We start from the raw sequence: 13,321 nt of genomic DNA, 5'->3' as shown, positions 1-13,321 counted from the left end.
ACTTGCAATATGAGAAGTTACGATCCCAAAAAAATTAGGGCTCTTGCGATAGACCTTGACGGAACCACATTACTGCCCGAAGGAGTCCTAGGAGACAGGACAAAAAAATGTTTGCAAAAACTTATTTCCAAGGGAATGCAAATAATAATTTCGACGGGAAGGGCGATTGAAGCGTCGGAAAAATACAGGAGCGCGATTGGAACGGAAGGGCCAATGGTTTTTTTTAACGGCGCGGAAATCGCGGATGTTCCGTCAGGCAAAGTATTGCACACAAATTTGATAAGTCTTGACGTTGTCGATTTTGGGGCGGATTTAGCCCGCGAACTTGGGATACATTATCAAGTTTATTTGCCTGCGGGCATTTCACCCGATACCGGCAGACAAGATCCAAAACAAAAATGGGAAGCGCTATTAATAGAAAAATACGGTCCCGAAGCGGAAATGTATTACAAGCATACCGGAGTTTCCGCCGTTATAAAAGATTTAAAAAGCATTGCCTCCCTGCCGCTTGACGGCTGCATCAAGGGAATGTTTATCGCCGATCCTTCTCTGCACGATAAAGTACGGCAAAAATTCAAAGAACGATTTGGCGATAAAATAAGCATAATGCGCAGTTATCCGACATTCTTGGAAGTGATGAACAGCGGAGTCTCAAAGGGCGAAGGTTTAAAAATCACGATGGAACACAGGGGGCTAAAACCCGAAGAAGTAATCGCGTTTGGAGATGAAGAAAACGACGTGCCGATGTTCCCTATCGCGGGATTTGCCGGAGCCCCCGAAAACGCGAGAGAAAAAATCCGCGAGCAGGCTGATTTGATTTATGGTCCCAATACCGAAGAAGGACTGGCTGTCTATCTGGAACAGGTTTTTCTATAAAAAGGGATATCTAGAATTCTACAACGAACCTAATTAACACCCCGCCCTTTAGGGGCGAGGCTGTTAATCATGCTTCACCGTCTGCAAGGGTGCAGATGGCCTGCGCCCACTTCACATATTTGAGTTTTGCTAAGTCTGAAACGGTTTTTACCTTAAAGGCTTTTTTGAGCAAATCAGCATCGCCTTCACTGATGCCGGAAAGCGCGTCTACCGGAGCGGCGGCGATTTCCTTGAATGTCATTTTTTCGTACTTCTTGTCTACAATTTTGTCGATGTTCATTTTTATCCTCCATTTACATTTGGTATTTTCTGGTTTCTACCATTGCATACATTTTATTATCTTCTCTAAATATTTGTCAAGGAAAAAAAGATAGAATTATACCTCGAAATTATAATAAAAACAGACGGCGGTAAGATACGCGTAAAAGTTAGTCGGAGCTTAGTAAAAAATGATGAATGTAATTATTCAGATTAGAGCAACATTGAGTAAAGAATAATTAAAAGCCGATTCTTTTAGTTTCAGGCGGCTTTGTAATAAGATTATTAAGAGCGATTATTATTTCATTCACCCGCTTATCATTCTTTTCAATATAGAGCATAAGCAACCTGCGAAGTTCCGCTATTTGTTTATTTGTATCTGATTTTGTACCTGATTTATCAAGCACATAATGTCTTAACTGTACAAAAGTCCGCATAATATTGATATTTACTTTTATCGCAATATCGCTATTCAAAAGCCCCGAAAGCATCGCTATTCCTTGTTCGGTAAACGCATAAGGCAAATATCTTAAACCGCCCCAACTTGAGGTGCCAATTTGGCACCTCAAGTTTTCACATTCTCTTTTAGTAAGCTGAAACATAAAATCAGATGGAAAACGTTTTTTATGTCTTTTTACCGTTCTGTTAAGGTACTTGGTTTCTACCTGATATAATACAGCAAGATCAATATCAAGCATAACTTTATATCCGCGAATTTCATAAATCATATTATATATTTGCGTCAATTTTTTCGCCATATATTTATTTTATAACAATAAATAAAAAAAGCAAATAAAAGGTAAAATAGCGTGTATTTCGATTTTCAGTCAAGCAAAACGTAAAAACAATCATTGATTTGCTTGACTGTACGCCATTTTTTCTTGGTTCGCTCTTTGGTTCGTGCGGTTCGTGGTAAAAAAAAACTTTACTTTCTCATTCGCTCTTTCATTTTTTCCAATCTATTCAACGCTTCATAGAGAGTATCGTTCTTTTTTGCAAAATGGAAACGTATCAAGCTGTTTACATCTTCTCGGAAAAAACTGGAACCGGGAACCGCGCCCACGCCGACTTTTTCAGCTAACGTCTCGCAAAAATCAAGATCGCTTTCATAGCCGTATTCTGAAATATCAAGCATTACATAGTATGCGCCTTCAGGATTTGTGTGCCGTATGCCGAGGTCATCCAGTCCTTTCAGGAAAAGTTGCCGCCTCGCGGTATATTCACGTAACAGATTGCCGTAATATGCGGAAGGAAAACGCAATCCAACAACCGCCGCTTCCTGCAGGGGAGCCGCCGCGCCTACCGTCAAAAAGTCGTGCACCTTTTTTGCCACTTCAATAATTTCTTCCGCCGCGATAATATATCCAAGCCGCCAGCCTGTAATAGAATAAGTTTTAGAAAGCGAACTGCATGAAATAGTCCGCTCAAACATACCCGGCAATGACGCGATATAGGTATGCGTATGCGGCGCATAGACGATATGTTCATAAACTTCGTCTGTAATGACATACGCGTCGTACTTTTTCGCGAGTTCAGCAATCACGGTTAATTCATCGCGGGTAAACGCCTTTCCGCAAGGGTTTGAAGGGTTGCACAGTATCAGCGCTTTGGGACGTTGTTTAAAAGCAGCTTCCAGTTCATTCGCGTCAAAGTTGAACAAAGGCGGGCGCAGAGGCACATAGATCGGCTCCGCCCCGGACAGAATCGTGTCCGCTCCATAATTTTCATAAAACGGCGAAAACACAATCACCTTGTCGCCGGGATTCGCGACCGTCATCATCGCCGCCATCATCGCCTCGGTACTGCCGCAAGTCACCACGATTTCACGCTGCGGGTCAATTTGCCTGCCCATCAATTTTGACTGTTTATCAGAAAGAGCCTCGCGGAAATTTTGCGCTCCCCATGTAATGGAATACTGATGCGGCCCCGTATGCGCGATTTCAGCAAGCCTGTCTAAAATTTCCTTTGGCGGATCAAAATCCGGAAACCCCTGCGAAAGATTAACCGCCCCATGCTTAAGCGAAATCCGCGTCATACGGCGAATAACCGAATCAGTAAACCCGGCCGTCCTATCTGATAACTTACGCATAATAAAAAGAATATAACGGCAATAATAAAAAACAGCAAGGGCACTTATATGACAAGATTTCACACACGCTCAATAAACGCACGGCGCAGCCGTGTGGATCAATAATGCCGCACAGCGTAGCACCAATAAATGCCGCTATCTGTAATTAAAGCTAGGCGGCCTTTAGGCTGCCGTCAGTGCGCAGAACACAAAGGTACAAAGATAACAAAGAGGAATCAGGGTTTTTTGTCTGAAAGCTATGCGTTGACTTTACGATAAGATAACGAACAACAACCCCACTCCCCATTCCCTACTCCCCACTCCCAAAACTTTGTGATCTTCGTGTGAAATATTTCGAATAAAATCCTATTAACCACTGGACAAAAATTGAAAAATTCACTATAAATTAACTATGATATTTCCATTAAAAGAACTAATCGAATACGGTGACAATATGTACGAAATAACCACCGCCGCCTCGCACAGAGCGTATCAGCTTTCTACTGTGTTGGAAAAAGATGAAAAAGACGATTACGACGGCAAAATGGTAGCCCTTGCCGCCTTACAGGTTTTTACCAAAGAAGTCCAATTCCGTCTGGAAGCTGAATAATACTTTTGGAAACCGCCGCCATTCCGGTTTTAATTCTCTTTGGTCCCACAGCATCAGGCAAGACCGGCATACTCCTTCAACTCTTCAACTCTCAATCTAACTTGCAAGCTGAGGTTATTTCCGCCGACTCCATGCAGGTCTACCGAGGCATGAACATCGGGACAGCCAAGCCTTCGGCTGATGAAAGAGAAAAGCTTCCCCACCATTTAATTGATATCCGCGACCCTTGCGAACAATTTAACGCAGGTGATTTTGTCCGCCTTGCCGACGAAGCTTGCGTTGAAATTGCCTCTCGCGGAAAACTTCCGGTGGTGTCCGGGGGAACAGGTTTTTATTTAAAAAACTTTATTTTAGGATTGAGCGAAGCCCCCCCCAGCAACAAATTAATCCGCGAACAATTAAGGCGGGAGATAAGCGAAAAAGGCGCCGAGAGTCTCATGGAAGAACTTGCCTCCTGCGACAGCATAAGCGCAAATCGCATCCACATAAACGACGAATACCGTCTCCTTCGCGCTCTGGAAGTTTTCCGCTCCTGCGGCAAGCCACTTTCATCTTTTGAAACCAACGCCGCTAAAAACCGTTCCAAATTCAACTTTCTTATAATAGGCCTTTCCCGCCCCAGAGAAGAACTATACCATCGCATAAACTTACGCTGCGCCGACATGTTCAAACAGGGTCTTGCCGCCGAGGTAACCTCTCTTTTCAAGTCAGGATACACCCCCGAAGACCCCGGCTTGCGAGCCATCGGCTACCGAGAATTTTTTGTCGAGGCGGCGCAAGACGGCGATTTTTCCGCAGACAAACAAGACAAGTGGCGGCTTTCGCAGGATACCGAAGGAGTGCAGGCTTTGATCGCGCAAAACAGCCGCCGTTATGCGAAACGTCAAATCACTTTTTTTTCGGGTATTTCTAATGTAAACTGGATAGAGCCCGGGCGCGATGATGTGGAGACGGCGGGGAAAATCAGAGCATTACTTTAAAATATTTTATCGGAAGATTTCACACAAAGAACACAAAGGGACAAAGATCACAAAGAGGGATAAGAGTTAGTTATCTATAATGATGCTTTATTTCAAAGTGTTGGCAAGATGTATGACCAAGAATTTTACTTGGAATCCTATTAGTTTTTAGTAACTTAGGTATTTTAGCCAGCCAAACCGAAGTATATCTCATCTGTCAATAAAGCGTATTCTATACGTTTTATTTCACGCCCAAAATATTAATCATTTTGTTTTGGTGCGCTGATATGTCGTCGAATGTCCACTCTTTCCCAGATTCTCGGTTATTTATATTTTTTTTGCACATCTGCATCATAACCATAAACTTGATTGAGGCAACGCTGACTTGTTTTATCTTCCCGGAAGAATCTAAGTAATGGTCGAGCTTCACTTTTGGACTCCAATTTGAACCGGAACTGTTCACTTCACTACCAATCATAGCGTAATTACCAAGGCAGTTGATTTGTTCTTTTGTCGGAGTATCATTTTCACTATTTACGTTAGCTTGTGGATAATAATGCTCCAAACTCCTGCGTGTTCTTGAAAAATAAAATTGTTCAAAAACCTTTAGACCGAAGTCACCACAGCCGAGAGTCTCAAAAAAGGCGCTTCTCGCCTTGTCGCCTTCTTTGCTTTTCTCCCCGCGCAGTTCGCTGTAGTATTTTTCCCATAGTTTATAGTCAAGATAGTTGAAGATAAACAACGGAATCCCATTCGATGCCTTTGTGCCATCTCCGTAAATACCTGTAAAATCAAATACTTTATTGTAAATATTAATATCAAGTACATTGTCAATAAGTATGATGTCGTCAAAACTTCCAGGTATCGGAGTATTGATTTCATTGAGATTTTCAACCTTCAAATATACGTCATAAAAATATTTGTCCGCCAAACCGGAAACAAATCGGCAATACTTATAGACATCCCAACTATTGGCTTTAAACAGATATAACAGGCAGTAGAAAAGGTAATTTTTTCTTTGCCGTGGCGTGAATGACACTTCGAACATAGAAAGCATATGCACCAATTTATGCTGCACATCGCTGTCTTTGTCGTTGCTATCTTCATCCAAATTTTTCAGATAGCTCTTTTTGCCGTCATTCTGCCAGCGTTGCAACTTCCATGGATTATTTTCCACAGTATCGTCTTCGTTGGAATGATGAACAAGATAATTATCCAACAAAAATTTTGCTTTTAGCAAATTAAAGCCGAATCTCTTCACAAAATCCTCGTTCAAAAGCCCATCATTTTTCACCTTGTCAAACTCTTTTAGGAGTTCTTTGTCATCTAAAATTAAACTTGTCGGCTTAAAAGTTTTCTCGTCTATTCTGGTAAGTTTCAGCACAACCAACAGGAAATTAGAGAAATCCATAATCGGCTGGAATGTATCTAATTTATCCTTCGGTTCTCCTTTGCTTTCACTCCCTGCATATTTTATAAGGTCGTCGATTTTTATTGTACCACTATTATCAATGAAGCTTGGCAAATCGTCAAAAGAATCGACTTTAAAATCACACAATTGCCTGCCGAAAATTTTTTCAGCGTCAGCGTGTTTCTGTTGAATGTAGACATTCATTTCGCTGCAAGATTCCCAAAGGCGGTTAAACTTTGCCCTATCTTCGGGTCTAAACTTTTCAATGAGCCGAGCCTTAATAATTTCATGCTTTTCGAGTTGTTCGCCCCTTGAGTTCATTATTTCAAAATAATGATTCAAGTCTATATCCTTCGGCACTTGATAATGTATCAGATGAACACTGTGGAGAAAGAAGTTTTTAAAATCATCCTGCTTAGTTTTCAGAACAACCTCGTCGATAGCGTCTTTTACGAATCGGTAGCCATTTACGATTCCGTTATCTTTTTCTTCTACCTCAAAAGACGGAATGTTTTGTATGGTATCGTTTGATTTTTTCCTCGCACGGTAAGTAAGCTTGTTTTGTATAGTTATCTGCAACGCACACAAAATAAGATTGATGGTCGTCAGCCGCTGCTGTCCGTCGATGATCTCATAAACATTGTCACCTTTATGAAACGTCACCAACGTGCCTATGTAATATGTCTGCTTGTTTGCGGTATAAGCATCATAAACGTCTTGAATCAGCGCGGAAATCTCGTCTTTTTCCCATGCGTAATTTCTCTGATAAATCGGTACTTCATAGATCGCCTTATCGCCGTTATAGAGTTCATTAATGGACATTTCTTTAAGCGGCAGATTTTTATTTTTCATTTTCGTCCTCCATAAATTTGTTCGTCCTAAAGTAGTGAAGATAGTTTTGATAAATGCCCTCGTTGTTCCTCTCGTCTATACCGTCCTTTTTTGCCACGATTTCGTTGTTTGGCAAAGAGTTTACCTTATCCGAAAGCTTACTCAGGAGCGCCACAGGCGAATCGGCTTCGGTTATAACTCTGTAAAGGTTGAACGAGTTAATCACGCCATTGCCAATAATATAGTTCTGCGCCGTAAGCCAGCCAAGATTGTAATACTGCGCCCTAAGCGAATAAGCCCAGATAAAAGCAAACACCACAAACTGATCGATCATCGCTGAATCTGTTTTTGTCGGCCTTTCCGGGCAGAACCTGTCAACGTAAAGCAAAATGGCAGTATCGAACAACAACCTTGTAATCCGGTTCCCGACACCGTTTTTATACTTGCCCAGGTCAAGCGTTTTTACAATTTCGTTATCATTGATGTAATAACCTTCGTATTTATCATTATTCTGAATGTCCTTCAGAATATCAAAGTAATGCTTTGCGTAGTCAAAAAACGGTTTGCCAGCGACAATCGGTGTGTCTAATTGAAAAGCATTAATGTTCCGTATGCCAGCTACAAACGGTATCGCGGAATGGTTGACCATATCCGAATACGCATATGCGCCTTTGTAGAACTGGGCATAAGGATAATTTTCCTGTCGGGTTATACCCTTAAATTTATGGATATTATGCTCAGTCAATTCCAACGCTCTGTTGCCCTTCGTCCATTCTTTTACACGGTACAGATACTCATTGAACAGCGCAGATAGGGCTTTTTGGTCTAAATCCTCCCAACCTTTTACCGTCCTCTCGATTTCAGCCGCGTCCATATCGTTCATCTCGCGAAGATGATACGCTTTGAGCAAATCATGTGGATACAGCTTTTTACCGCGTGCGTTTTGTGAATCAAAAAATTGAAAAGCTTCCGAAATGTCTTCAGTGATTACGACGATAAGCTCGCAATTATCCTGAATATATTTAAGCATATCTTTTTTCAGATCACTTTTGTCTTTTTCATCAGCCATGTTATTGACGCGCCTTTCGAGAGCGCGAAAATTATTGGGCACATTGCGCGTGTTATACTGATTACCCGTCAAAGACTGCTCCAAAAACCTGATAGCCAAATCGCTTTTAAGGGCTTTTAATAACAGTGAAAAAGTGATTGTTCTTTGCTGCCCGTCAACGATATTATAGGTTCTCTCGCCATCTTGATGAAGAATAAGTGTACCAACGCGATAGGTTTCCTTGTTCGCATCTTTGGCATCAAGAATATCGTCCAATAACTGAATTACATTTTTAGCAGTCCACTTATATGGCCGTTGATAATCTGGTATCTTCAAATTAATGCCAGAAATAGCATTACCGTCTATATCCTGTGTAATTTCATTGTGCAACAATAAGTCGCCGATTTTGGTTATTGCAAGTTTCAAATTAGCGGACATTTAATTGTCTCCTCCCACACCGAATGTCGGTTAAAAGTTTCTGAGAGATACAGGATTCGGACATGCAACCTTCAGCTTCGGATGTACACGCAAATGTATCTGCTATCTAAATTCAGTAGTATACTCTTTCTTGTATATTACACCATAATGGTGGTATTATAAATCGTAAATAGCTATATGCAAAAAGTACGTGAGCGTACCGAAAGTACGCAGTTCGTGTGGTTCGTGGTAAAATATTTTGTAAATATATTATTAACTACCCACCCTATTCGCCTTTACAATCACATCCCACTGGGTAGCCAGCATTCCGGCAAGCATCAGAATAAATCCCAGCAATGACCATAAACTGATTTTCTCAGAAAGCAATAACACCCCACCAAGAGCGGCGAAGCAGCCTTCAAAGCAGAGGATTATAACCGCGTGGGCGGAAGGAGCGTCGCGTTGGGCGACTACTTGAAGAGTATAGGCGATTCCGACAGAGCCAAGTCCGCCGTATAGGATTGGAATTAACATCTGCAAAGAAAGCCGCAGAGCGCCGTTTTTAAAAGCGGCAATAAGATCCGAGAAAGGCAGCCATTCAAAAAGGCCTTTATCAAGTAACTGGTTGATAATATCCTTATCTTTCTTTTATCAATATACAAACGTTAATATCAGCTTTTCGCTTCCCTTGCAGTGTACACAATGAGTAATGAGTAATTACAGAAAATGTTAATTACTGTTCTTTTTTGCAGATAAAAGTTCCGTATGTTTGATTTCCATTTTTGAAAAAGCAAACAGTTTTTTGCCCAAGTCTTTAAGTGAAGCGCCTATAAAATATACTGTATTATCAATGACTAAAAAGCGGTCATGGAAAGCGTCTGATGTGTTAATATGTATCGGTTCATACTGTGAATTATGCTTTTTTAAGTCCAACTGTAATTGTGCGGATATACGTTTTGTATAAATCTGTGCGCTGACTTTTGTTTGCCGTTTGGACAGCAAGAGTAAAACGCTTTCATCTACATAGTTATCAATTAAAATAATTGAATTCTTTGCCGATTTTATCAAATTAGAGGCGAATATATAAGCGTCAAAAATTTGTCCTTCATAAAAAATACCCTGTATCGGGGGTAAGGCAGTTTTAACAAAAAAATCTATTTTTTTCTCTGTTTTAGTTACACGATTTTCTAAACGTTCAAACCTTTTGTTGACCGCATAGCCTTTCATTAAATAGTTTTTCAAAACATGGTTAGCCCATATTCTAAATTGAATGCCACGATTTGATTTTACACGATACCCAACCGATAAAATCACATCAAGACCATAGTATTCCATTTGGTAAACTTTGCCATTTGTGGCAGTTGTCGCAAATTTTGCGACAACTGGATTTCCACTTTTTTCTTCTCCAACTGTCGCAAATTTTGCGACAGTTGAAAAATCTGCCAGTTCTTCATTCAACGCATTATTGATATGTTTTCCGATGGTTTTTATATCCCTATCGAATAAAACGGATATTTGCTGTCTGTTTAGCCAGACATTTTCATCTTCCAGTCTGACTTCGACCGCAATAGAGTTGTCGGGTTGATACAATACTAATTCGCTTTTACCCATTAATTTACAGTATAACAATGTTCAAAAGAAAAAAGAAGATGGCGCGTCATATGCTACTGTATAACCAATCAGAGAGAATAACTCTCTGAACGAATTATTTGCCCATATTTTTTCATCTGGTTCTTGTGAATTATTAATAGTGATTTTGTTCAGGAAACAGAGACTGTATATACAACATCAGATTATTAATTAACTACCCACCCTATTCGCCTTAACAATCACATCCCACTGGGTAGCCAACATCCCTGCAAGCATCAGAATAAATCCCAGCAATGACCATAAACTGATTTTCTCAGAAAGCAATAACACCCCACCAAGAGCGGCGAAGCAGCCTTCAAAACAGAGGATTATAACCGCGTGGGCGGGAGGAGCGTCGCGTTGGGCGACTACTTGAAGAGTATAGGCGATTCCGACAGAGCCAAGTCCGCCGTATAGGATTGGAATTAACATCTGCAAAGAAAGCCTCAAAGCGCCGTTTTTAAAAGCGGCGATAAGATTCGGGAAAGGCAGCCATTCAAAAAGGCCTTTATCAAGCAACGAGGGATTAATTTTTTCTACCGCGGAAGTCACATGAGGCTCAACAAAAAAAGCGCCTAACAGCATCAATACTCCGCAAATAAAAAATTGACCGGCGGAAAGCTCTACGGGATCAATTGAAATATTACGCTGTATATCAACATTCATAAACTTGTCGATAAGCAGAACGTGCGCTGTCCATAAAAACGCGCTAATAAAGGTGATTATATCGCCGGGATTCACTGAAGGACGGCCCGCGGCGCTGACAAAATAAAGCCCTATGAGAGTCAGAACGGAACCAATCCACGTGGGAAGCCCGGTTTTTCTTCCAAGAAAAATTCCCACAATAGGGGTAAATACCACATAAAGCCCCGTAATAAAACCGGCGTTTCCGGCGGTAGTAAAAATTAAACCGAGCTGTTGAAGAATAACGGCGATAAAAAGACAGCTTCCCGCCGCAAGAGAAGCCTTTAATAAATAATTAAACGATAGCAGTGATTCTGAAGAAGCCGCTTTTTTTCGCCTGACAAGAATAAGCGGAACCAGCGAGAGGCTTCCTAAAATAAAACGAACTCCGTTATACGCAAACGGCCCGAAATATTCCATTCCGGAAAGTTGGGCGACAAAACCAAACCCCCAGATAGCCGCGGTAAGAATCAGAAGAAAATCCGCCCGTAACGCGGTGCGGCTGATAAGAGGTTTATTATTCATAAAGATTATTAGTTTTCTTCTTTAATTATCGCTTCCCTAAAACCGGCGGCGCTGATTTTTTCCGCGGTTAATCGCACGTCGCTTCCGCGCACTCCAGCGACCACCACGCGGTAAAACTCAACATTATCACTGTTAATAAACCGTTCATAAGCGGGAGCAAGCCCGGAAGCCTTTAATTTATCAAACGCTTCAACCGCGTTTTTCGCATTTCTAAAAGAGCCAACCTGCAAGCGGTAATTTTTTCCGGGTACAATATTGATTTCTGGCGTTAATTTAATTTGACCTGTAGGGATAAAAACAGTAACAGGCTGAGAAACAATTGCAGGCGCGGTTTGAGCAGGGACAGTTTGAACAGGAGCGCTTTGAACCGGCGCGGTTTGAGCGGTTGCAACAGGAGCGGCAGACTGGGAAGTAACCGCAGGAGGAGCCATTTGCGTCCCCAAAACAGGGGTTGATATGGCGATCTTGTCTATACTTTCAACGGTAACTGGAGCGGTTCCCGTAACAATCATGTCCAGCTTTTCAGCCGCCGCCCTTGACACGTCGATAATTCTCGCGGGGACAAACGGTCCGCGGTCATTTACCCTTACCGTTACGCTCTTTTTATTATGCTGATTTGTGACAATAAGCATTGTTCCAAAAGGCAGGCTTGGATGAGCCGCGGTCAGTTGCGATGCGTCAAAAATTTCCCCCGACGCTGTCGGGCGCCCCTCAAATTCTCTGCCATACCACGAAGCTATTCCTTCCTGGCGGAAAACGTCCGCGCTTTGAGCCTGCAATTGAAACGGCATAATTACTGACAAAAACAAAATAGCTAAAAATAAATATTTCTTTTTCATATCGTTAATATCGGCATATTGATTTTTACTCTGTAATTCAAAAAAAGGCAAAAAAAAGCCCCCAAGGGGGGGTAGGGGGCAAAAAAAGCGTAACTTTTTGCCTTCGGCAAAACTCCACGCTGGCAAATAAATAAAAAAAGCCCGGCAATGACCTACTTTCCCGCACCTTAGAGATGCAGTATCATCGGCGCGGGAGGGCTTAACTTCCGTGTTCGGAAAGGGAACGGGTGTGCCACCTCCGCAATAATCACCGGGCAATAATACTCTTACAAAACTATAGCTTTTTATCGCTTGCGGGGTAAAATGACTTTTTAACACATTTACTCCGCAATGTTACATAGCTGACCGCATAGCGATCAATTTTGGAACAATAATATGGTCAAGCCTCACGGTAGATTAGTATTGGTCGGCTGAACATGTTACCATGCTTAGACCTCCAACCTATCAACCAGGTAGTCTTCCTGGTACCTTTAGGGGGGTTGAACCCCCAGGGATGGTTTATCTTGAGGAGGGCTTCCCGCTTAGATGCCTTCAGCGGTTATCCCGTCCCGACGTAGCTACCCGGCACTTGCCCCTGGCGGGACAACCGGTACACCAGCGGTCGGTCCATTTCGGTCCTCTCGTACTAAAAACAGCTCCTCTCAACCATCCAGCGCCCATGGCAGATAGGGACCGAACTGTCTCGCGACGTTCTGAACCCAGCTCACGTACCGTTTTAATTGGCGAACAGCCAAACCCTTGGGACCTGCTTCAGCCCCAGGATACGATGAGCCGACATCGAGGTGCCAAACCTTCCCGTCGATGTGGACTCTTGGGGAAGATCAGCCTGTTATCCCCGGAGTACCTTTTATCCGTTAAGTGACGGCGCTTCCACTCGCTGCCGCCAGATCACTAAGACCTACTTTCGTACCTGCTCGGCCTGTCAGCCTCGCAGTCAAGCCTCCTTGTGCCTTTACACTCATGCGCCGATTTCCAACCGGCGCGAGGAGACCTTCGCGCACCTCCGTTACTCTTTTGGAGGCGACCGCCCCAGTCAAACCGCCTGCCTATCACTGTCCCCGGCCCGGATTCACGGGTCGGGTTAGAAACCTAATCAAACAAGGGTGGTATTTCACCATTGGCTCCGCACAAGCTAACGCCCATGCCTCATAGCCTCCCACCTATCC

The 13,321-nt window shown here is 42.5% G+C and carries 12 protein-coding genes and 2 rRNA genes (1 of these 14 only partly in view); 3 read left to right on the top strand and 11 right to left on the bottom strand.

The window, feature by feature from the left end:
* Positions 1–9 precede the first annotated feature (9 nt).
* A complete protein-coding gene (locus ACYVRA_RS02635; RefSeq protein WP_461251196.1) occupies positions 10–876 on the top strand; it encodes a Cof-type HAD-IIB family hydrolase in 867 nt (288 codons plus the stop codon).
* A 67-nt stretch (positions 877–943) separates the two neighbouring features.
* On the opposite strand, the gene ACYVRA_RS02630 is transcribed toward ACYVRA_RS02635, so the two are convergent.
* The 3 genes from ACYVRA_RS02630 to ACYVRA_RS02620 form a co-directional block, all read right to left on the bottom strand.
* Positions 944–1,156: a hypothetical protein gene (locus tag ACYVRA_RS02630; protein WP_461251195.1), complete on the bottom strand. Its 213-nt coding sequence runs from the start codon at positions 1,154–1,156 to the stop codon at positions 944–946.
* 217 nt (positions 1,157–1,373) lie between these two features.
* Positions 1,374–1,892, bottom strand: a complete 519-nt coding sequence (locus tag ACYVRA_RS02625; protein WP_461251194.1) for an ORF6N domain-containing protein — start codon at positions 1,890–1,892, stop codon at positions 1,374–1,376.
* A 167-nt stretch (positions 1,893–2,059) separates the two neighbouring features.
* Positions 2,060–3,223, bottom strand: a complete 1,164-nt coding sequence (locus ACYVRA_RS02620; RefSeq protein ID WP_461251193.1) for a pyridoxal phosphate-dependent aminotransferase — start codon at positions 3,221–3,223, stop codon at positions 2,060–2,062.
* Positions 3,224–3,614: 391 nt separating this feature from the next.
* Here ACYVRA_RS02620 and ACYVRA_RS02615 point away from each other — a divergent pair, with 391 nt between their 5' ends.
* Both ACYVRA_RS02615 and miaA read left to right on the top strand, forming a co-directional pair.
* Positions 3,615–3,812 carry a DNA-directed RNA polymerase subunit omega gene (locus ACYVRA_RS02615; protein ID WP_461251192.1) on the top strand — a complete coding sequence of 66 codons (198 nt, stop codon included), beginning with the start codon at positions 3,615–3,617 and terminating at the stop codon, positions 3,810–3,812.
* Between the two features lie 5 nt (positions 3,813–3,817).
* Complete coding sequence (miaA, locus tag ACYVRA_RS02610; protein ID WP_461251191.1) at positions 3,818–4,792, top strand: tRNA (adenosine(37)-N6)-dimethylallyltransferase MiaA; 975 nt, start codon at positions 3,818–3,820, stop codon at positions 4,790–4,792.
* A gap of 220 nt (positions 4,793–5,012) precedes the next feature.
* On the opposite strand, the gene ACYVRA_RS02605 is transcribed toward miaA, so the two are convergent.
* The 8 genes from ACYVRA_RS02605 to ACYVRA_RS02570 all read right to left on the bottom strand — a co-directional run.
* Positions 5,013–7,034: a GmrSD restriction endonuclease domain-containing protein gene (locus ACYVRA_RS02605; protein ID WP_461251190.1), complete on the bottom strand. Its 2,022-nt coding sequence runs from the start codon at positions 7,032–7,034 to the stop codon at positions 5,013–5,015.
* The gene (locus ACYVRA_RS02600) at positions 7,024–8,499 is read right to left on the bottom strand and encodes a DUF262 domain-containing protein (protein WP_461251189.1); all 1,476 of its coding nucleotides are present in this window, start codon (positions 8,497–8,499) and stop codon (positions 7,024–7,026) included. The genes ACYVRA_RS02605 and ACYVRA_RS02600 overlap by 11 nt, the downstream gene beginning before the upstream one ends.
* Positions 8,500–8,751: 252 nt before the next feature.
* Entirely contained in the window at positions 8,752–9,054 is a 303-nt protein-coding gene (locus ACYVRA_RS02595; RefSeq protein WP_461251218.1) for an EamA family transporter, read from the bottom strand.
* 153 nt (positions 9,055–9,207) lie between these two features.
* Entirely contained in the window at positions 9,208–10,089 is an 882-nt protein-coding gene (gene rhuM, locus ACYVRA_RS02590; protein ID WP_461251188.1) for a RhuM family protein, read from the bottom strand.
* Positions 10,090–10,278: 189 nt separating this feature from the next.
* Positions 10,279–11,316, bottom strand: a complete 1,038-nt coding sequence (locus ACYVRA_RS02585) for a DMT family transporter (protein ID WP_461251187.1) — start codon at positions 11,314–11,316, stop codon at positions 10,279–10,281.
* An 8-nt stretch (positions 11,317–11,324) separates the two neighbouring features.
* Positions 11,325–12,155: a septal ring lytic transglycosylase RlpA family protein gene (locus tag ACYVRA_RS02580; RefSeq protein WP_461251186.1), complete on the bottom strand. Its 831-nt coding sequence runs from the start codon at positions 12,153–12,155 to the stop codon at positions 11,325–11,327.
* 139 nt (positions 12,156–12,294) lie between these two features.
* Positions 12,295–12,410 (bottom strand): 5S ribosomal RNA (gene rrf / locus ACYVRA_RS02575).
* A gap of 120 nt (positions 12,411–12,530) precedes the next feature.
* A 23S ribosomal RNA gene (locus ACYVRA_RS02570) occupies positions 12,531–13,321 on the bottom strand (it continues 2,141 nt past the right edge of the window).

The organism is Treponema sp. R8-4-B8 (genome assembly GCF_054786175.1).
Note: the sequence above shows the minus strand (reverse complement) of the source record. Positions and strands in the feature narration are given on the sequence as shown.

Bases quoted from the DNA above. Each gene is read 5' to 3' on its own strand.
- ACYVRA_RS02620 (WP_461251193.1), bottom strand. From the start codon at position 3,223: ATGCGTAAGTTATCAGATAGGACGGCCGGGTTTACTGATTCGGTTATT.
- ACYVRA_RS02585 (WP_461251187.1), bottom strand. From the start codon at position 11,316: ATGAATAATAAACCTCTTATCAGCCGCACCGCGTTACGGGCGGATTTT.
- rhuM (WP_461251188.1), bottom strand. From the start codon at position 10,089: ATGGGTAAAAGCGAATTAGTATTGTATCAACCCGACAACTCTATTGCG.
- ACYVRA_RS02615 (WP_461251192.1), top strand. From the start codon at position 3,615: ATGATATTTCCATTAAAAGAACTAATCGAATACGGTGACAATATGTAC.
- ACYVRA_RS02635 (WP_461251196.1), top strand. From the start codon at position 10: ATGAGAAGTTACGATCCCAAAAAAATTAGGGCTCTTGCGATAGACCTT.
- ACYVRA_RS02605 (WP_461251190.1), bottom strand. From the start codon at position 7,034: ATGAAAAATAAAAATCTGCCGCTTAAAGAAATGTCCATTAATGAACTC.
- ACYVRA_RS02600 (WP_461251189.1), bottom strand. From the start codon at position 8,499: ATGTCCGCTAATTTGAAACTTGCAATAACCAAAATCGGCGACTTATTG.
- ACYVRA_RS02625 (WP_461251194.1), bottom strand. From the start codon at position 1,892: ATGGCGAAAAAATTGACGCAAATATATAATATGATTTATGAAATTCGC.
- ACYVRA_RS02630 (WP_461251195.1), bottom strand. From the start codon at position 1,156: ATGAACATCGACAAAATTGTAGACAAGAAGTACGAAAAAATGACATTC.
- ACYVRA_RS02580 (WP_461251186.1), bottom strand. From the start codon at position 12,155: ATGAAAAAGAAATATTTATTTTTAGCTATTTTGTTTTTGTCAGTAATT.